Annotated in this window: 20 protein-coding genes; 9 read left to right on the top strand and 11 right to left on the bottom strand. The window is 38.3% G+C overall.

Going from position 1 to position 19,712, the window contains the following annotated elements:
• The first annotated feature begins 86 nt into the window (after nucleotides 1-86).
• From GQO80_RS03440 to GQO80_RS03430, 3 genes are all read left to right on the top strand, one after another.
• Complete coding sequence (locus tag GQO80_RS03440; protein WP_157206935.1) at nucleotides 87-437, top strand: 4Fe-4S dicluster domain-containing protein; 351 nt, start codon at nucleotides 87-89, stop codon at nucleotides 435-437.
• A gap of 368 nt (nucleotides 438-805) precedes the next feature.
• Complete coding sequence (gene nifJ / locus GQO80_RS03435; RefSeq protein WP_157206934.1) at nucleotides 806-4,336, top strand: pyruvate:ferredoxin (flavodoxin) oxidoreductase; 3,531 nt, start codon at nucleotides 806-808, stop codon at nucleotides 4,334-4,336.
• A gap of 97 nt (nucleotides 4,337-4,433) precedes the next feature.
• Nucleotides 4,434-4,808, top strand: coding sequence for a HEPN domain-containing protein (locus GQO80_RS03430; protein ID WP_157206933.1), 375 nt, complete (start codon nucleotides 4,434-4,436; stop codon nucleotides 4,806-4,808).
• Between the two features lie 74 nt (nucleotides 4,809-4,882).
• Here GQO80_RS03430 and GQO80_RS03425 read toward each other — a convergent pair whose 3' ends face one another.
• The 5 genes from GQO80_RS03425 to trmB all read right to left on the bottom strand — a co-directional run bounded on the left by GQO80_RS03425 (nucleotide 4,883) and on the right by trmB (nucleotide 8,173).
• Nucleotides 4,883-5,128 (bottom strand): NifU family protein, encoded by a 246-nt coding sequence (locus tag GQO80_RS03425; RefSeq protein WP_157206932.1) that lies wholly within the window; start codon nucleotides 5,126-5,128, stop codon nucleotides 4,883-4,885.
• Nucleotides 5,129-6,268, bottom strand: a complete 1,140-nt coding sequence (locus GQO80_RS03420) for an Mrp/NBP35 family ATP-binding protein (RefSeq protein ID WP_157206931.1) — start codon at nucleotides 6,266-6,268, stop codon at nucleotides 5,129-5,131.
• A gap of 252 nt (nucleotides 6,269-6,520) precedes the next feature.
• A complete protein-coding gene (locus GQO80_RS03415; RefSeq protein WP_157206930.1) occupies nucleotides 6,521-6,862 on the bottom strand; it encodes an MGMT family protein in 342 nt (113 codons plus the stop codon).
• A gap of 3 nt (nucleotides 6,863-6,865) precedes the next feature.
• On the bottom strand, nucleotides 6,866-7,495 hold the full coding sequence (locus tag GQO80_RS03410; RefSeq protein WP_157206929.1) for a LysE family transporter: 630 nt from the start codon (nucleotides 7,493-7,495) through the stop codon (nucleotides 6,866-6,868).
• A 3-nt stretch (nucleotides 7,496-7,498) separates the two neighbouring features.
• Nucleotides 7,499-8,173 (bottom strand): tRNA (guanosine(46)-N7)-methyltransferase TrmB, encoded by a 675-nt coding sequence (gene trmB / locus GQO80_RS03405; RefSeq protein WP_157206928.1) that lies wholly within the window; start codon nucleotides 8,171-8,173, stop codon nucleotides 7,499-7,501.
• A 180-nt stretch (nucleotides 8,174-8,353) separates the two neighbouring features.
• On the opposite strand from trmB, the gene GQO80_RS03400 reads away from it, so the two are divergent.
• On the top strand, nucleotides 8,354-9,412 hold the full coding sequence (locus GQO80_RS03400) for a glycosyltransferase (RefSeq protein ID WP_157206927.1): 1,059 nt from the start codon (nucleotides 8,354-8,356) through the stop codon (nucleotides 9,410-9,412).
• Here GQO80_RS03400 and GQO80_RS03395 read toward each other — a convergent pair.
• Nucleotides 9,386-10,429, bottom strand: coding sequence for a sensor histidine kinase (locus GQO80_RS03395; protein ID WP_157206926.1), 1,044 nt, complete (start codon nucleotides 10,427-10,429; stop codon nucleotides 9,386-9,388). The two genes, GQO80_RS03400 and GQO80_RS03395, sit on opposite strands and share 27 nt — an antisense overlap.
• On the bottom strand, nucleotides 10,429-11,109 hold the full coding sequence (locus GQO80_RS03390) for a response regulator (RefSeq protein ID WP_157206925.1): 681 nt from the start codon (nucleotides 11,107-11,109) through the stop codon (nucleotides 10,429-10,431). The genes GQO80_RS03395 and GQO80_RS03390 overlap by 1 nt, the downstream gene beginning before the upstream one ends.
• Before the next feature lie 199 nt (nucleotides 11,110-11,308).
• On the opposite strand from GQO80_RS03390, the gene GQO80_RS03385 reads away from it, so the two are divergent.
• The 3 genes from GQO80_RS03385 (at nucleotide 11,309) to GQO80_RS03375 (ending at nucleotide 14,732) form a co-directional block, all read left to right on the top strand.
• The gene (locus tag GQO80_RS03385; protein ID WP_157206924.1) at nucleotides 11,309-11,650 is read left to right on the top strand and encodes a T9SS type A sorting domain-containing protein; all 342 of its coding nucleotides are present in this window, start codon (nucleotides 11,309-11,311) and stop codon (nucleotides 11,648-11,650) included.
• A 108-nt stretch (nucleotides 11,651-11,758) separates the two neighbouring features.
• Nucleotides 11,759-13,678 (top strand): T9SS type A sorting domain-containing protein, encoded by a 1,920-nt coding sequence (locus GQO80_RS03380; RefSeq protein WP_157206923.1) that lies wholly within the window; start codon nucleotides 11,759-11,761, stop codon nucleotides 13,676-13,678.
• Nucleotides 13,679-13,751: 73 nt separating this feature from the next.
• Nucleotides 13,752-14,732, top strand: coding sequence for a LuxE/PaaK family acyltransferase (locus GQO80_RS03375; protein WP_157206922.1), 981 nt, complete (start codon nucleotides 13,752-13,754; stop codon nucleotides 14,730-14,732).
• Between the two features lie 9 nt (nucleotides 14,733-14,741).
• Here the strand turns inward: GQO80_RS03375 and GQO80_RS03370 are convergent, their stop codons facing one another.
• On the bottom strand, nucleotides 14,742-15,455 hold the full coding sequence (locus GQO80_RS03370; RefSeq protein ID WP_157206921.1) for a tetratricopeptide repeat protein: 714 nt from the start codon (nucleotides 15,453-15,455) through the stop codon (nucleotides 14,742-14,744).
• A gap of 183 nt (nucleotides 15,456-15,638) precedes the next feature.
• On the opposite strand from GQO80_RS03370, the gene GQO80_RS03365 reads away from it, so the two are divergent.
• A complete protein-coding gene (locus GQO80_RS03365) occupies nucleotides 15,639-16,106 on the top strand; it encodes a CBS domain-containing protein (protein WP_157206920.1) in 468 nt (155 codons plus the stop codon).
• Nucleotides 16,107-16,108: 2 nt separating this feature from the next.
• On the opposite strand, the gene GQO80_RS03360 is transcribed toward GQO80_RS03365, so the two are convergent.
• Nucleotides 16,109-16,459: a hypothetical protein gene (locus GQO80_RS03360; RefSeq protein ID WP_157206919.1), complete on the bottom strand. Its 351-nt coding sequence runs from the start codon at nucleotides 16,457-16,459 to the stop codon at nucleotides 16,109-16,111.
• A 220-nt stretch (nucleotides 16,460-16,679) separates the two neighbouring features.
• Between GQO80_RS03360 and GQO80_RS03355 the strand changes: the two genes are divergently transcribed.
• Complete coding sequence (locus GQO80_RS03355; RefSeq protein WP_157206918.1) at nucleotides 16,680-17,012, top strand: single-stranded DNA-binding protein; 333 nt, start codon at nucleotides 16,680-16,682, stop codon at nucleotides 17,010-17,012.
• Between the two features lie 60 nt (nucleotides 17,013-17,072).
• On the opposite strand, the gene nadB is transcribed toward GQO80_RS03355, so the two are convergent.
• Nucleotides 17,073-18,626: an L-aspartate oxidase gene (gene nadB, locus GQO80_RS03350; protein ID WP_198037720.1), complete on the bottom strand. Its 1,554-nt coding sequence runs from the start codon at nucleotides 18,624-18,626 to the stop codon at nucleotides 17,073-17,075.
• A gap of 2 nt (nucleotides 18,627-18,628) precedes the next feature.
• Nucleotides 18,629-19,573 (bottom strand): quinolinate synthase NadA, encoded by a 945-nt coding sequence (nadA, locus tag GQO80_RS03345; protein ID WP_262885556.1) that lies wholly within the window; start codon nucleotides 19,571-19,573, stop codon nucleotides 18,629-18,631.
• Nucleotides 19,574-19,712: the final 139 nt, after the last annotated feature.

Raw genomic sequence — 19,712 nt, 5'->3', positions numbered from 1 at the left:
CATTTTATGGGGCAAACGTGACAAAAGTCATGTTTAATTTCCAAAATGGAAATTACTTTTACTTCACTAAATAAAAAATAAAGATTATGGCCATTATTATAACAGACGAATGTATTAACTGTGATGCCTGCATTTCAGAGTGTCCAAATAACGCAATTTACGAACCAGCACAAGAGTGGGCTTATGCCGATGAAACTGCATTAAGCGGCACCGTGAAACTCCCTAGCGGTGGCGAAGTGGATGCCGATGCGCAAAACGACCCCATTTCAGATGAATTTTATTTTATTGTTCCCGATAAATGTACGGAATGTAAAGGGTTCCACGACGAGCCACAATGCGCTTCGGTTTGTCCAGTAGATTGTTGTATTATCGATGAAAACCATATTGAAACCGAGGCTGCTTTACTTGAAAAGAAAGCGTGGTTGCATGGTGAATAAAAAATACTAACCAACTTTTTTAAAAGGAACTATTTGAGAACTATTCGGATAGTTCCTTTTTTTATCCGCATCAATAAACAAAAAGGGAAGCTTCGTTTTTGAAACACTGTTTTTATTAGGCATCTGCCACGTTTCAACAAAACAAATTAACAAGTGCCACCGTAGGCTTGCCCTTAGCTTCATTTTAGGGCGTCTGCCCAATTATTAACCTGCATCTGCGCTACCACTTCATTTCAAAAAAATACCGAGTGTTAAAACGCTTTATTTAATTTCATTAACTAACAAAAGTCATAGAATAAGCGCGGGATTGTTTATAATTTCACATTCACTAATTATTAATACGTGAATTATAATTTAACATATTTATTATGGAAAAAGAATTTGAGAAACTAATTTGCGACGCCAATGAGGCCGTGGCCCGAATAGCACACAAAACCAACGAGGTTTGTGCTATTTACCCCATTACGCCTTCTTCGCCAATGGGGGAGCATGCAGAACTTTTTAGTTCAAAAGGGAAAAAAAATATTTGGGAAAACATTCCCCGAATTGTTGAAATGCAAAGTGAAGGTGGTGCTGCAGGTGCTGTTCATGGTTCTTTACAGGCCGGGGCGCTAACTACTACTTTTACGGCATCACAGGGGTTGTTGTTAATGATTCCTAATATGTATAAAATAGCTGGCGAATTATTGCCCTGCGTTATACACGTGGCCGCAAGAACGGTTGCAACGCACGCCCTGTCTATTTTTGGGGATCACTCCGATGTGATGGCCTGCCGCCAAACAGGGTTCTCCATGTTATTTGGTGGCTCGGTACAAGAAGCACATGATTTTGCATTGATTTCGCAAGTAGCAACTTTAAAAACAAGAGTACCATTTTTAAATATTTTCGATGGGTTTAGAACCTCGCACGAAATTTCTAAAATCGATGGTATTCCAGACCGTGTCATTAAAGCAATGATGCCAGAGGATAAAGTGATGGCACACAGAAAAAGGGCCTTAGACCCTGATAATCCTGTGGTAAGAGGAACTACCCAAAACCCAGATGTATTCTTTCAAGCCAGAGAAGCCTGTAATCCGTTTTATCAAAAAGTACCGGCTATGGTTCAAGAAACCATGGACGAGTTCTATAAACAAACTGGCCGCAGATATAATTTGTTTGATTATATAGGCCACCCAGAAGCAGAACGCGTTATCATTATTATGGGTTCTGCCGAAGGCCCCGTAAAAGAAGCGTTGGATGTTATGTTGGCCGATGGCGAAAAAGTAGGCGCTATTTTTGTTCGCTTGTTCAAACCATTTTCAATCGCTGCCTTTGTTGATGCACTACCAAAAACCGTTACCAAAATAGCGGTTATGGACAGAACAAAAGAACCCGGAAGTATTGGCGACCCACTCTACCTGGATATTGTAAGCGCACTTGTTGAAAGCAACAGGGAAATGCCAACCGTGGTTGGAGGTCGTTACGGTTTATCTTCAAAAGAATTTACACCCGCCATGGTTAAAGGTATTTATGACGAATTATTGAACAAAAAACCTAAAAACCATTTCACTATCGGCATTAATGATGATGTCACTTTTACAAGTTTATACTACGATCCTTCGTTCGAAACCAAAACCACTACCATTAACTGTATGTTTTATGGTTTGGGATCAGACGGAACTGTGGGCGCAAACAAAAATTCCATCAAAATTATTGGTGAAACCACCGATAATTACGTGCAAGGATACTTTGTTTACGATTCAAAAAAAGCGGGCGCACAAACCATCTCGCATTTGCGTTTTGGTCCAAACCCAATCCATTCAACCTATTTGGTTGATAAAGCAGATTTTATCGCCAGTCATAAATTTAATTTTATTGAAAAATTCGATATGATTGCCGATTTAAAACGCGGCGGCACCTTCTTATTGAACTCGCCTTATTCCAAGGATGAAATTTGGGACAAACTGCCCATTCAAATCCAAAAAGGCATCATTAAAAAGGAAATCAAGTTTTATGTAATCGATGCAACCCAAGTGGCCCACGACGCAAAACTAGGTAAGCGCGCCAACACCGTACTGCAAACCTGTTTCTTCGCCATTTCTGGAATTTTACCACGCGAAGAGGCCATCCAAAAAATTAAGGATGCCATTGTAAAATCGTATTCACACAAAGGGGAACGCGTGGTGAAAATGAACTTCAATGCGGTTGATAAGGCCTTAGAAAATTTGTTCCAAGTTGATTATCCAAAAGTAATCTCAAGCGAAAAACAATTAGCATCGGCCATGAGAAATGCCCCAGATGGCTTTGTTACCGATGTGTTGGAGAAAATTTTAGCTGGCTTTGGCGATGAGCTTCCTGTAAGTGCGTTTTCTGTTGATGGCACCTTCCCCACCGGAACCTCACAATACGAAAAAAGCGGTATTGCCGATTTTATACCGGTTTGGGACGACGAAAATTTATGTACCCAATGCAACAAATGTGTCGCTATTTGTCCGCATGCAGCCATTCGCTCGAAAGTTGTCAATAACGAAGATTTAGCTAGTTTCCCAACATCGTTAAAAAGCGTACCAGCAATTGGCAGGCCTTTTTCAAAAGAAAACGAATCGTATGTTTTACAAGTGTCGCCCGAAGATTGTACAGGATGCGATTTGTGCGTGGTAGTTTGTCCAGCGGTTTCTAAAGAAAAAGACAACTTCAAAGCTATTAACATGCACAAAAAAATTGAGGTTGATGCTCAAGAAAATGTAAATTGGGACCACTTCCTTTCCTTACCGTATTACGATAGAACAGCATTGCAAACCACCAACTTAAAAGGCTCGCAATTCCTTGAACCGTTGTTTGAGTTCTCTGGCGCTTGTTCAGGATGTGGCGAAACACCTTATATAAAAATGATTTCCCAATTGTACGGCGACAGTATCTTAATTGCCAATGCCACAGGATGTTCCTCAATTTATGGTGGAAACTTGCCAACAACGCCTTACAAAACCAACGAATTTGGTAGAGGGCCAGCTTGGGCAAATTCACTGTTTGAAGATAATGCCGAATTTGGTCTGGGCATGAAATTGGCACTTACCAAGAAACAAGAAATCGCGGTAGATTTGTTAAAATCGTTAGAGTTGTTGGTAGGCAGTGAAATTGTAGAGGCCATTTTAAACAATCCGGAAGAAACGGAAGCTGAAAAAGCAAAAAAACATGCCGATATTTTGGAACTTAAAAAAACCCTGGAAATCATCAATAGTGAAGATGCCCTTAAATTAAACCAATTAACCGAATATCTGCGCAAAAAAGCGGTTTGGATATTTGGGGGCGACGGTTGGGCCTATGATATTGGCTACGGTGGTGTGGACCACGTTTTATCGACCGGTGAAGACATTAATATTTTGGTAATGGATACCGAAGTTTATTCAAACACAGGTGGACAAGCCTCCAAATCGACACCTCTTGGGGCCAGTGCTAAATTTACCATTGGCGGTAAAAAAACCAGCAAGAAAAGCATGGCATTACAGGCAATTTCTTATGGAAATGTATATGTTGCCCAAATTGCCATGGGTGCCAAAGACATGCAATCCTTAAAGGCCATTCAAGAAGCAGCAGCCTACCCAGGGCCTTCATTAATTATTGCGTATGCCCATTGTGGGGAACACGGTTATGAATTGAAACACGCCGTTTCCCAACAAGAAAAAGCCATCGATTCTGGCTATTGGCCACTGTTTAGGTTCGATCCTTCTAAACCAAAAGGGAAACGATTTAGTTTAGATTCTAAAGCACCAAGTATTCCTTTAAGCGACTTTATGTACAACGAAGCACGTTTTACCAGAGTTGTTAAGGAAAATGCCGAATTGGGTACCGAACTACTAAATCAAGCTCAAGACGAAGTACATTCTAAATGGGAACGTTTAGAACTTTACAGAGATATGTAAAATCTTCTTTTAAAACCATTAAAACAAATTGGGGATTCCAAATTAGTTTTGGAATCCTCAATTTAAAACTTAAAAATCAAATAAAAATGAAGCTGTCATGGAAGATAGAGCCAATAAATTATTAGTAAAAGCAGCACAGAAACTAAATCAGGCAAACCAGGAACTGTACAAGCCTGAAGAGGATATTGTATCTTTTTTGGTATGCAAGAACTCGCAATTTGCCATCGAGAATTATCTGAAGGGATATTTGTTGAAAAACGGTATAGAACCAAGCGAATTAAAGACCATAGAAAGCCTTTATAAGGAATGTGTAAGAATAAATAAGGCCTTTAAAAAAGTGGACTTAACACAATTTGACTGTAAAATACACCGAACCGAGTTAAGATATTGCAATGAAGTATCGAAAGTAAGCCACTGTTTTGATGTTGCCAATAGTTTGGACACCCTTTTGCGGGAACAAAAGGTTATTTGATTATTGTAAAATCCATTACCAACAAAAAATAAATCAAATCGTTAGCCATACCATTTAGCTAATAATTTAAAGTTTTAGTTCTGGATATTAAGTACCTGCTCTATTTGGGGCGCATACTTTTTTATGGTCATTTCCACGCCCGATTTTAGCGTCATTTGGTTCACGCTGCACCCTACGCAAGCACCTTGCAACTGCACTTTTACCAAGGTATCATTTTCTTCAATGGACAATAATGAAATATCGCCACCATCACTTTGCAGAAAGGGGCGAATTTCATCCAGCGCTTTTTCAACATTTAATCTAACTTCCTCTGAGGTCATTTATTTCTTTTTTACGGCGGCACATCCAGCCATGGTTGTAATTTTAATCGCTTCGGTGGGCGGTAAATCTTCATTTCGCCTTACCACTTCCTGCACTACGTTTTGTGCTAAGGTTTCAAAGGCTTTTTCTAAAGGGGTGGCGATTTGTAATGCTGCCGGACGCCCTAAATCGCCTGCTTCCCGAATGCTTTGTACCAAAGGCAATTCGCCTAGAAAAGGCACTTGTAAATCGGTTGCTAAATTTTTAGCGCCTTCTTTACCAAAAATGTAATATTTATTGTTTGGCAGTTCGGCAGGTGTAAAGTATGCCATATTTTCTATAATACCTAGCACAGGCACATCAATACTTTCTTGTTGAAACATGGCAACGCCCTTTTTAGCATCGGCCAGTGCCACATTTTGAGGTGTGCTAACAATAACGGCTCCTGTAATAGGTAAGGATTGCATGATGCTTAAATGGATATCGCCCGTGCCCGGAGGTAGATCAATCAACATAAAATCGAGTTCGCCCCAATGCGCATCAAATATCATTTGGTTCAGTGCTTTTGCCGCCATAGGCCCACGCCAAACAACCGCTTGGTCGGGTTGTGTAAAAAATCCGATGGACAAAACCTTTACCCCGTAATTTTCAACCGGTTTCATTTTCGATTTTCCATCCATGTTAATTGCTAATGGCCGTTCGTTTTCAACATCAAACATAATAGGGATGGAAGGCCCATAAATATCGGCATCCAAAACACCTACTTTAAAGCCCATTTTTGCCAAGGTTACCGCCAAATTTGATGTTACGGTCGATTTCCCTACGCCTCCTTTGCCCGAAGCTACGGCCACAATATTTTGTATCCCCGGGATGGGGCTGCCCTTTATAACGTTCGCTTTTGGTTTTACAGGCGCATCAACTTTTACATTTACCGTAATTTTCGCTTTTTCGTAAACCAACTCATGGATGGTTTTTAAAATATCGACTTCGGTACGTTTTTTTGCCTGTAAACTGGGGTTGGTAATGGTAATATCGACAATAACCTCATCGCCAAAAGTGATCACGTTGGTTACGGCGCCGCTTTCAACCATGTTTTTGCCTTCACCAGCAACCGTAATGGTTTCAAGTGCTTTTAGTATATCTTGCTTGTTAAGTTTCATGCTTTAAGAGATAAAAGAAAATAGAAAAAAGAGATTAGATAATCAAGACACATTCTTGTTTCTGTTTCCTGTAAAATATTAATTATTAAGAATCATTCTTCCTTACAAATATACGTTGAATTGTTTAGATTTTAAAGTGCTTTTGTTGAAATGATTTCAGTTAATTTAGTGTTCTTTTAATCGTTTGACATTTGTAAGCATTTGTAGATTTTTGATGAATTAGGAACTAGATACGATAAAATTACAGGGTTACTATTTTGTACTTTCTAATTCCTTAGAAGGTTCCCAAAACACTTTTTCAAAATCCTGAATTTGGTTGTTGATAACCGTAATGCCTTCACTTTCCAAAAGTTGCTGCATCAAATTAGTGCCATCAAAATGATGCTTTCCGGTAAGCAAGCCTTTTCTGTTTACCACACGATGCGCGGGCACATCTTTATTATGCGAACCGTTCATGGCGTAACCAACCATACGGGCGCTTCGTACAGCACCCAAATAATTTGCAATAGCCCCGTAACTGGTTACCCTTCCGTAAGGGATTTTTTTTGCAACTTCATACACTTTATCAAAAAAACTGTGCGCTTCTGGTTTCATAAACTACATTTCCTTAATGATGTTTATAAGTGTGATTATCGAAATAATGCCCGTGATGCCACCAATTAAGTAGTTCATGCTTTTTTGCGAACTAATCGATTTATCCTTTATCTTATCAAAAAAGAATATATACACGTACAGCATGACAAAGGTGCCCATAGCGGCTCCCGCAACATAGGATATGATATTTATCTGTCCGAAATCCAACCACCCAAAAGAAGCCAAGGTAATGGTCATGTATGCTTGGTAAGGAATGGGGAACACGTTTAAAGATGATAAAAACATCCCTTGGAAAAACCTGCTTTTTTTGCTTCGCACAGAAGGTTCTTTAACGTTTTTCGTTACTTTTTTTGCAATGAACAAAAAATAGATGGTAATAAGCACAAAAATAACGAAGGCTACCCGCTGAAGCACATCTACCACCTCGACATGCTTGGTTAAATACCTAGCAAATATGGCCGCTAGGTAGGTTTGGGCTATAACGATCACACAAACGCCTATGGAAAACATAACCCCGCGAACATGGCCTTCTTTTAAGCTTATTTTGGCCGCCGTCATATTTAACAGCCCTGGCGGTACAACCCCAATTAAAGCTACAACTAAACCTAAAAAAAAGATTACGGTTATGTTCAAAGTTTATTTAATTTTAAATCTAATATAAGTAATTGGTTTGTTTTTTTCTAAATATTGCGACTCATAAAACGTTTGGATGCTTGTTACCTCCTCAGGACTGCCCTCTTGCTTATATACATTATGGTTGGCGTACAGTACTTCGTGCCCTTCACCATGCAGTAGCCCAAGTGTGTAACCGTGCATAAATTCGCTATCGGTTTTTAGGTTTACAATGCCATCGGGTTTTAGAATGGCTTTGTAGCGCTTTAAAAATTCCGAATTCGTCATTCGGTGTTTGGTGCGCTTGTATTTTATTTGCGGGTCGGGGAAGGTTATCCAAATTTCATCTACTTCATTTTGGGTAAATGCGTGGTCGATAAGTTCAATTTGGGTACGCAAAAAGGCAACATTGGGTATCTGCTCTTCTACGGCCGTTTTTGCACCACGCCAAAACCGCGCGCCCTTAATATCGATGCCTATAAAGTTTTTATCGGGATATTTTTTTGCCAATGCCACCGAATATTCGCCTTTGCCACAGCCCAATTCCAGCACCAACGGATGATTGTTCTTAAAAACCGATGCGTTCCAGTTTCCCTTTAATGGATAGTTGGCAAAAACCAAATCATCGCGTGTTGGCTGAAATACATTTGAAAAGGTTTCGTTTTCCTTAAATCTTCTAAGTTTGTTCTTACTTCCCACTTACTTTTAACTATTTTTTATTTTATTTGGTAAAATTAAGGAAATAAAAAATGAGCGTTTATATTCTTATCTTTGAATTTGCTTAAAATTTGCGTGAGGGGTTGAAGTGGCATCCTTTTTTGTTTTTTCACAAAAAAGATACAACGTAAAACCCGACCCTTGTGGGCACGCCCAAAGTACATGAAGAAAAAAAGAATTCTAGTTGCACCATTAAATTGGGGTTTGGGGCATGCAACCCGCTGCATCCCCATTATAAACGCTTTGCTTGCGCACGGGTTTTTGCCTGTTATTGCCAGCGATGGTGATGCGCTTTTGCTTTTAAAAAAAGAGTTCCCTAATTTATCGACCATAGAGTTGCCTTCGTACAACGTTACTTATGCAAAAAATGGCCGGTTTTTTAAATGGAAATTACTAAAAGACTCGCCACGAATTTTAAAAATTATAAAAGCAGAAAGAAAAGCCATTAAAGCCATTATAGAAAACAATGCTATTTCGGGTATTATCTCTGACAACCGATTGGGCGTTTATAATAAAAAAGTGCCATCGGTAATTATTACCCACCAATTGAATGTTTTAAGCGGAAGCACCACCTGGTTTAGCACTAAAATTAACGATGAATTTATAAAGAAATTTAATGTTTGCTGGATACCCGATTGTGAAGGCGACATGAATTTAAGCGGCAAATTGGGGCATGCCGATACCTTTGATATTCCAACAAAATACATGGGGCCATTAAGCCGGTTTGAAAGCAAGCCTTTAAGCATTGTGCACGATGTTTTGGTGTTGCTTTCCGGCCCTGAACCACAGCGTACTTTACTTGAAGAAAAGTTACTGGCCACCTTTAAGGATTATAACGGAAAAGTAGTAGTGGTAAAAGGCATTGTTGAAAAAGAGCAGGTTATTCAGGTTATGGGCACCATGACAGTTTATAATTTTATGACTTCTGCCCTTTTGGAAAAAACCATCAATGAAAGTGCCTTAATAATTTCGCGCTCTGGCTATACTACCTTGATGGATTTGGCCAAACTAAACAAAAAAGCCTTTTTTATTCCCACGCCCGGGCAATTTGAACAAGAATATTTGGCAAAACGATTTACAGAACTGGAACTGATACCCAGTTGCCAACAAGACGAATTTACCTTGGATAAATTGGCCGCAGTAAACGATTTTAAAGGCTTAAAATGCACCGGCATTAAAACAGATTTCAAGGACTTATTTAGCCTTTTCGAGGGTGAATGAAAACTCGCTGCCCACACCAAACTCACTTTCAACGTATATTTTTTCGTTGTGGGCCTCAATAATATGCTTCACAATGGCCAGTCCTAAACCCGAACCGCCCTCTTTTCGGGAACCGCTTTTATCAACCCTGTAAAAACGTTCAAATATACGTGCCAAGTATTTTTTTTCTATACCTTCACCGTTATCGGTAACGCGAACGATTACTTTGTTTTTTACAAGGTTTTCTATGCTTATTTCAGTAGTGCCCTTTTCCCTTCCATACTTTATGGAGTTCACCATAAGGTTTATGAGCACCTGTTGCACACGTTCTTTATCAGCCTTAACAAGTATGGGGGTTTTATATTTGGTATCAAAAGCAAGCGTTATGTTTTTTTTTGAAGCTTTCATCTCCAACATGTCGAACACGTTTTTTACCAATTCTATAATATCGAACACTTCGGTATTTAAGCTCAAGTCGCCCATTTCCAATTTGGTAATCATATCCAAATCCTTAACTATATAGCCAAGGCGTTCTACGGCCTTGTTGGCACGTTCCAGGTATTTTTCCAGTAGGGGCTTGTCGTTCATGGCACCGTCCAAGAGCGTTAAAATATAACCCTGTACCGTAAAGAGTGGCGTTTTTAATTCGTGCGATACGTTGCCTAAAAACTCCTTTCTGTACTCTTCCCTGACTTTAAGCGTTTCAATTTCAATTTTTTTGTCTCGGGCAAATTTATCTATCTCTTCGGTAAGGGTACGCATATCGGTAGTAATGGCGCCTTTGGTATAGTTGGCCGATTCCATAATGGTTAAATCGTCGTATATTTTTTTAACCCGTTTGTAGATAAAGCGTTCTGCACGATGTTGGATAACAAAAAAGGAAATGGCATAGGAAACCATAAAAAAAACCAGCGCAAACCAGTAAGAAATAGCATTGGAAGCATATAGAAACACACTTGTTATAAGCGTTAACAATATGGCGATGTACAATGCTGTTTTGGCAGCAAACTTATACGATTTTCTAAATTGCAACTGCATTAATCTACAAACTTATAGCCAACGCCCTTGATGGTTTTGAAGCTTTCATCCCCAATTTTTTCGCGCAATTTCCTAATGTGCACATCTATGGTTCGGCCGCCTACAACAACCTCGTTGCCCCACACGGTATCGAGAATTTCTTCGCGCTTAAACACTTTTCCGGGTTTTGAAGCTAATAAAGATAATAATTCAAATTCTTTACGGGGCAAAACAAGTTCTTTTCCTTTTGAGGTTATTTTGTAGGCTTCCCTGTTTATTTCCAAACTTCCTATTTTAAGGGTATCGGCCACATCGTCTTCCTTAAAACGCCTTAGCAGCGCCTTCACCTTGCTTACCAGTATTTTTGGTTTAATGGGTTTCGTAATATAATCGTCGGCACCCGCATCAAAACCAGCCATTTGCGAATAATCTTCACCGCGTGCGGTTAAAAAAACGATGAGTGTGTTTTGCAAATCGGGATTTTTCCTAAGGAGCTCGCAGGCTTCAATGCCGTCCATTTCGGGCATCATCACATCAAGGATAATAAGATGCGGCAATTCTTTTTTTGCTTTTTTAACGGCTTTGTTTCCGTTTTCGGCAGTCATTACTTGGTAGCCTTCGTTTGATAAATTGTAGCCAACTATTTCTAAAATATCGGGCTCATCATCAACCAATAATATTTTTATATCCTTATTTTTCATTACAAAAACAATTCATCTATTTTTATTAAGTAAAGATAAAATTAATAACACAAATTCACCCTAATTAAGCCATTAATAATGTTAAGATAACATTCGCGTTACGTTGGTTTAAACTTTCGTTGAAATGCAGCATCTTTAACAGTTTTTTGGCATCAAATTTGTAGTATTTATTTACCTTTGCATTAATAGTAATTTTTATATGAACAAAAACTACTTTCTTATTTTATTGGTTGCCTTGGCATTTTTTACTACCCAACATGGGGTTGGTCAAAATAACGCCAACGGCAATGTTATGGAACAGAATATAGATGCCTTGTCTATATACCCAAACCCTGTTACTAACGGAAAAGTTTTTGTTTATATTTCATCTAAAGATAATTTAACCAAGAAGATTGCGGTTTTTGATGTTTTAGGAAAGCAGCTTTATACAACCGTATTGACCGGCAAGGAACTCAATATTTCCAACTTAGGGAAAGGGGTTTATATTTTAAAGGTTACCGAAAACAATGTGAGCGAAACCCGAAAATTAGTGGTTAAGTAAACAACATGTTATATTACAGTAAAAAACAGCCATTCGAGCTGTTTTTTTAGTTTTATTTTAAAAATATCAGTATTTTTAGGGTTATAAAATTAATTAATCTCACTTATTATGAAAAAACTTTACTTTTTGTTATTTACTTTTTTGATTTCGGCTGTTTCTATTGGGCAGACGTTTTCAGACGATTTTAATTATCCAGACAGTCAATTATTAAATGCGAATGGTTGGAACGCTTTTAGTGGTGCGGGCACAAACGCCATTGATGTGGGTGTTTCAAGCGGGTTAACATACACAGGATATTCTGGAACAACAGGATTTACCGCTGCTGTTGAAGGTAATGCTGCTATATTAGACAATACAGGTGAAGATGTTAATAGAACGTTTGCAGCACCAGTAACAAGTGGAACCCTATATTCTACTTTTCTAGTAAAGGTAGTTGCCGCAGCTACAGGTTATTTTACTGGATTTACTACAACTGGCACAACCTTTGGCAATAGAATCTTTTACAAACCATCAACTACTGCTGGTAAGATTAACTTTGGTATTTCCAATACTTCTACTGCCGTTTATGGAACAACCGACTATGATTTAAACACTACCTATTTAATAATAGTGAAATACGATGTATCGGCAACAGGAAGCACAAGTATGTGGATTAAATCTTCCGGAATTCCCGCCACTGAATTAGCTGCCGGTACTCCTGAAGTTACAAATTCGGGCTCTGGTTCTGCAACAATTTCGGGCATTTTTTTAAGACAATTTGATCCTTCACAGAATATTATTATTGATGCATACAGAGTATATCCTACTTGGTTTAACGCAACTGCTTGCCCCCTTGCTTTAGATTCTGGCTCTACTGCTTGCGATGCAGTAACAAGTGCCATAGATACTTATACCGCTACAATACCTTTCACTGGTGGTGGTACGCAAACATATAATTTATCATCTAACTTTGGAACAATTTCTGGAGACAACCCTTCAACAAATGCAACAGGCAACATAATAATTAGTGGCATTTCAGAAGGCACAGATATTGAATTAACTGTTTCTGGAGGCTGTAATTTGAGCAAAATTTTAATAGCTCCAGAGTGTAAAGCTATAAATTCATTACCCTATTATGAAGGATTTGATTACGCTAATGGCAGTGCTTTAGGCAGCCAGCAAAAATGGACCAATGTAAATTCGGGAGATGATATATTGGCAGCAACAGGAAATTTAACATACACCGGATTAACTTCTAGTGGTAACTCGGTTAAATTTGACGGTGCTGGAATGGATGTTTTTTCACCCATTACCGATACTTCTACTGGAACGCTATACTATTCATTTTTGTTGAATATCAGTTCCATGGCCGGTGTTACCGATACAAATGGCGGTTATTTTGCTGGGTTTAGCGCAGGTACCACCAACTTAGGAGCAACCCTATGGGGGGTTAGAGTTGATGATACCAGCTATAATTTAGGTATAGAGGTAAGAACTGCAACAGGCACTGCTACCACACTTACCTCGAGTCCTTTTGCAACCGGACAAACACATTTAATCGTTGTTGCATACAGATTTAATGAAACCACTACATCCGACGATATTGTAGATTTATGGATTGACCCAGTTATTGGAGCTGCTGAACCCACTGCTACTATTTCAGATTCCCATACTGGTACCGACTTAACAAATATTAATAATTTCTTTTTAAGACAGGACAGTGCTGCTGAAACCGGATTCGTTCAAATAGATGAATTAAGAATTGGTACATCTTGGGCACAGGTTACTACAAATACACTATCAACCAATCCATTAGAAACAAACAACTTTAAAATATACCCTAACCCAACCAATTTAGGTTATGTAAACATTTCCAGCAAAAACAATGCGAAAATGGATGTTTCTGTTTTTGATATCTTAGGAAAACAAGTGATTAAAGAAACCATAAAAAATAACAGATTAAATACCTCAAAATTAAATGCGGGTGTTTATATCCTTAAAGTTGCGCAGGACAATGCCAGCATCACCAAAAAACTAGTCATTAAATAAGCTTTTTTTACTTTATAAATTTTAAAGCGTTGCCTTTTTGGTAACGCTTTTTTATTTTATTTACTTTTGCCAGATGATGGATACCAACGCTATTTTTAACATTCAAACCGAAACCGAATTTGAAAATTTGGCTATACAAATTTTTAAGTTTCAGTTTGAAAACAACCGGGTGTATCGATCGTTTTGCGATTTGTTGTACATCCACCCAAGCGATGTGAAATCACTAAAAGACATTCCGTTTTTGCCCATTCAATTTTTTAAAAGCCATTCGGTTTTAAGTTCCAAGGAATCTGTACAAACTACCTTTACAAGCTCGGGAACAACGGGTAGCAACACGAGTAAACATTTAGTTACTAATTTGGAAATTTACGAAGAGAGCTTCAAAAAAGGATTTGAACATTTTTATGGAGCCATTGAAGATTATGTGGTTTTAGCCTTGTTGCCCTCGTATTTAGAGCGTTCCGGATCATCCTTAATTTATATGGTTGATGCTTTTATAAAACAATCGAACCACATAGAAAGCGGTTTTTATTTGAATAACCTTTCGGAATTAAAGGACAGATTAACTACTGTAGATTCCCAAGGAAAAAAAGTACTGCTTATAGGTGTTTCATTCGCCTTGTTGGATTTGGTTGAAGCACATCAATTTCAACTAAAAAACACCATCATTATGGAAACTGGCGGTATGAAAGGCCGCAGAAAAGAACTGGTTCGCGATGAACTACACGCCATTTTAAAACAAGGGTTTGGCGTAGATGCCATTCATAGCGAATACGGCATGACCGAATTGTTAAGTCAAGCCTACTCCCAAGGCAAAGGTATTTTTAATTGCCCTAATTGGATGCGTATTGTAACTCGTGATACCGAAGATGCATTAACTTTGCAGCCAACAGGAAAAGCGGGCGGTATCAATGTGATTGATTTAGCCAACATAAATTCCTGTTCGTTTATTGCTACGCAAGATCTGGGGCGTGTTTACCAAAACAACTCGTTCGAGATTATAGGAAGGTTTGATACTTCCGATATTCGCGGTTGCAACTTAATGGTGCTTTAGTTTATAAACCTAATTTTTAGGCTGTGCTGCTTGCGCCTGCATGACCTGTTTTTGCCTTAACAATTCGTTTTTGGTCAAATTTATTAGGTTAAAGTTGGGCGATGCTTTTAAGGCTGCATCCAAAATATCGACAGCCGCATCAATATTCGCTTTTTTGTCCTTGTTGTAAACCGAAAGGGCATTTAGGTACATAAAAGCCGTTTTTAACGAAACCTCATAAGGTGTTTGCGTTTCGTAATAGGCCTTTTTCATATCGTCTTTGGCATTTGCCAACCCATAGGCAATGTTCTTATCGGCCTCAGCAAGCTTTTGCGTTTGCAAGTTAAGTTCGGCAAGCTCATAAGCTATCAGGGCATTGGGGTTTCTTTTAAACATTTCCTCAAATTGCGGTATGGCCAATTCAGGCTCTTTAAGCGATTTTAACGACAAGGCTTTCACTTGTATGGCAATATCCGAATCATCAACCAACCGCTCGTAGCCTATAGTGTTTAGTGCCTGTGTGTATTTGCCATCGCTCATGTAAATGTAGGCCAACGTATCTTTTCTGGCTACCGATGGCGACAAAACGTTTAAATGGGTCATGGCGTTTATAATGCCCTCGATATCGCCCTGGGTTTTCATTTCTTTATAAAAAGCTTCATAATGTTTTAGCAAGTCTGGGTTGCTCTGTGCCTGCAACATGTAACTACTAATCAACAATCCTAGTACAACTAATTTTTTCATTGGTAAATTTATTTTAATGCGTTAAAACTATAAAAAAAAGGCATTTAATTTCTTAAAAGAATGCTAATTATTTATACAGCGCACCAATAATACTTAAATCAACACTGTTTAATATGAATAATTACATATTTTAGGAATAATTAAAATTTTTAAGTACATTTAAAATTATTAAAATTTAAAATTATGGGAATTAAAAGTTTTTTGGCCTCAAGAAAGAAGCAACAAAAGTTTACAGATGACGTGCCTATTAAGGTAAGCGATTACATGTCGAGAAAACTGATAACCTTCAAATCTGAAGACCTTATTGAGAAAGTAATAGATTCCTTAATAAAACACAGAATTTCTGGAGGCCCCGTTGTTAACGACAAACACGAATTGATAGGTATTATATCTGAAGGTGATTGCATCAAACAAATTAGTGAAAGCCGGTACCACAACCTACCTATGGAAAACAATACCGTTGGAAAATGCATGATCACCACCGTTGATACCATTGATGGCAACCTGAACATTTTTGATGCAGCAAATAAATTTTTGGAATCCAGACACCGCCGATTTCCTATTGTTGAAAACGGTAAATTGGTTGGTCAAATAAGCCAAAAAGATATTTTAAAAGCGGCGCGCGCCCTTAAAGGGCATACCTGGAAATAAGTTTAGCTTTCACGCTTTACCAGCGCATAATATTCGTCTTCCAAGGGTAAATAACCTTGATCGTACACAAAATAATACACAGTACCTGCCTTGGTGGTATAGGTACTGGTGAAAAAATTAAAATCAAAACCATGTTGAACCAGCTTTGTTCTCGTGGTTTTTGTTTTTTGGTCGGGGTTTAAGGTTTCTAAAATACGCCAATTTTTCCGCAACCTATTATTTATGTTCCTAATCAGGTTTTTAGTGTCTTTATTTATGGTGTTGTTGTAGGCATTTCGGCAATAATCGCTACAAAATTTTTTATCGCTTCTTCCAACAATTTTTTCATTACATTCTAAACAAACTTTGGCCATAAGTTATACTTTTTTTATAAAGATACATTTTTTTTAAAAAATAATTAAAAATAAAATTCAGTTATATTGTGTGTTTAAAGCGGTTTAAACGACTACAAATATTTACAAACGAACACAAACATTTACTAACCGATTATAGGTATTTCGCCGTCGCATCTTTGCCTTGTCGAAACATAAGAACTCGATAGTATTAACTGTTTAACATTAAAAATTTAAAATTATGAACACACTTAGAAACAAAGTACAGTTGATTGGTAACCTAGGAAACGATCCTGAAATCATTAATTTAGAATCTGGAAAAACGTTGGCAAAATTCAATATTGCCACCAACGAAAGCTACACCAACGCGAAAGGCGAAAAAATTACAGACACCCAATGGCACAGCGTAGTGGCTTGGGGGAAAACAGCCCAAATAATTGAAAAATATGTAACCAAAGGCAAAGAGGTGGCAATTGAAGGGAAATTAACATCGCGCAGTTATGACGATAAAGACGGCAACAAACGCTACATCACCGAAGTGGTTTGCAGTGAACTGTTGCTGTTAGGGAAATAAGATAAAAGTTTTCTAAACATTTAAACGAGGTTCTTAAAATTAAGGACCTCGTTTTTTGTTCTATACATTATCAATATTAAAGTATCCGCCTTTATTTTCAGTACGTTCCAAAGATTGCTTGATGATTAAATGCGCCACATTAATCATATTTCGCAGTTCGCAAAGCGAAGTTGTTATTTTAGATTCCTTATATAAATCTTCAACTTCATTATAAATTAAATCCAAATGGTTAATGGCTCGTTTTAAGCGTTTATTGCTTCGTACAATGCCCACATAATCGCGCATAAGAGCTTGCAATTGCTTTAAATTGTGCTGGATTAATATATGTTCTTTGGCAATAGTTGTTCCTTCATCGTTCCAGTCTGGAATTATCACATTTGCTGCTTTATAATGGTGCGCGCTATGGAATTTATAAATATTATGGGCATACACCAAAGCTTCCAATAACGAATTTGAGGCTAACCTGTTGGCTCCGTGCAACCCAGTTCTGGTACATTCACCACAGGCAAATAAATTGGCGATGGTGGTCTCGCCATTTTTATCGACCACTATGCCACCACATAGATAATGCGACGCTGGAACCACCGGAATCCAGTCGGTTTCTATGTTAATATGGTGCTCTAAACATTTATTGTAAATATTCGGGAAATGGTGTTTAAAGGCACTCATGTCTAGATGTGTGCAATCAAGGTACACATGCGAATCGCCCGATTTTTTCAATTCATTATCAATGCTTTGCGACACAATATCGCGGGAAGCCAATTCGGCACGTTCATCGTAATCGAGCATAAAACGATGACCAGTTTTATTGCGAAGATAGGCACCGAAACCCCTAACGGCCTCGGAAATCAAGAACGACGATTCTCCTTTTGCTTCATACAAAGCTGTTGGGTGAAACTGCACGAACTCCATATCTTTTATGGCAGCTTTGGCCCTGTAAGCCATCGCAATACCGTCGCCCGTGGCAATAACAGGGTTAGTGGTATGCCCGTAAACACAGCCAATACCGCCCGACGCCAACAACGTAGCATTTGCTTTAATGGTGAAAATATTGCCTGTTTTTTGGTTAAAAATATACGCGCCAAAACAGGATATTTTATCCGATTTAATTTCTTTAATATGATGGTTTGTTACCAAATCGATGGCGAAATGGTGTGGTAAAATTGAAATATTCTTTAATTGGTGCACCCGTTTTAATAAAGCGTGCTCAATTTCGTAACCTGTAATGTCCTTATGGTGCACCACCCGATACTCCGAGTGGCCTCCTTCTTTTCCTAAGTCGAATTCCCCAGTGGCATTCACATCAAAATTGGCGCCCCAAATTAATAGTTCCTCAAGTCGGTCGGGGCCTTCTTCAACCACCATTTTTACCACCTCTTCATCGCACAGGCCATCGCCCGCAATTAGGGTGTCCTTTATATGTTTTTTAAAGGAGTCCTTTTCTTTGTTCAAAACAACCGCTACGCCACCTTGTGCATATTTGGTGTTCGATTCGTCTTCACTGGCTTTTGTAACGATAACAACTTTTCTATCGGGAAACTTTTCTGCTATTTTAACCGAAAAGGTTAAGCCGGCAATTCCGGAGCCAATGACTAGATAATGTGTTTCAATCATTTTTATTTAGAAAGTTCTAACATGCGTTCAATAGGCACCAAGGCGCGTTTGCGTATATGTTCTGGCACTTCAATTTGAGGGGATTCGTTCAATAAACAATCGTATAATTTTTGAAGCGTGTTCATTTTCATGAAATGACATTCGCTACAAGCGCAGGTATTATCCTCAACAGCTGGTGCAGGAAGCAGCTCGGTATCGGGCATTTCCTGTTGCATTTTATGAAGGATGCCCGCTTCGGTTGCAACAATAAATTTTTCGTTTGGATGTGCTTTCACAAAATTGATCATCCCAGAGGTAGAACCAATATATGAAGCGGTATTCAGGATATGTTCTTCCGATTCGGGGTGTGCAATAATTTTATGGTCGGGATATTTTTTGTGTAAGGCGATGAGTTTATCTATTGAAAACGCTTCGTGCACAATGCAACTTCCGTCCCATAGCAATAGATCCCTACCCGTTTGCTTGCTCACGTAGCGACCTAGGTTTTTATCGGGTGCAAAAATAATTGGGACATCCTTTGGTACCGAATTAACAATTTTTACGGCGTTTGAAGAGGTGCAAACAATATCGGTCAAGGCTTTTACTTCTGCCGAACAGTTTACATAGGTAATAACGATATGGTCTGGATGCGCTTTTGTGAATTTTTCGAAGGCTTCTGGCGGACAAGAATCGGCCAACGAGCAACCCGCCTTTAAATCGGGCAACACCACTATTTTATCTGGATTTAAAATTTTGGCAGTTTCGGCCATAAAATGAACGCCTGCAAATACAATAATATCGGCATCGGTTTCGGCGGCCTTCTGCGATAATTGCAAACTATCGCCTACAAAATCGGCAATATCCTGTATTTCTGGTACTTGATAGTAGTGCGCCAAAATTACGGCGTTCTTTTTCTTTTTTAAGCGTTTTATTTCTTTTACTAAGTCCATTTTTGAATTAAATCTAATTTGTTTTAATTATGAAAAACAATAGTTGTACCAAAATGGTACTTTTTACAAATATCTTAATTAAATTGTTATTGAAATGGGAATATTTATAAAAATCGATTGCAATCGGGTATAATTAGCTTAATCTTTTGGAATACAA

The organism is Mariniflexile maritimum (assembly GCF_009746565.1).
Classification (GTDB): domain Bacteria; phylum Bacteroidota; class Bacteroidia; order Flavobacteriales; family Flavobacteriaceae; genus Mariniflexile; species Mariniflexile maritimum.
This window is presented reverse-complemented; position numbering and strand designations above follow the sequence as displayed.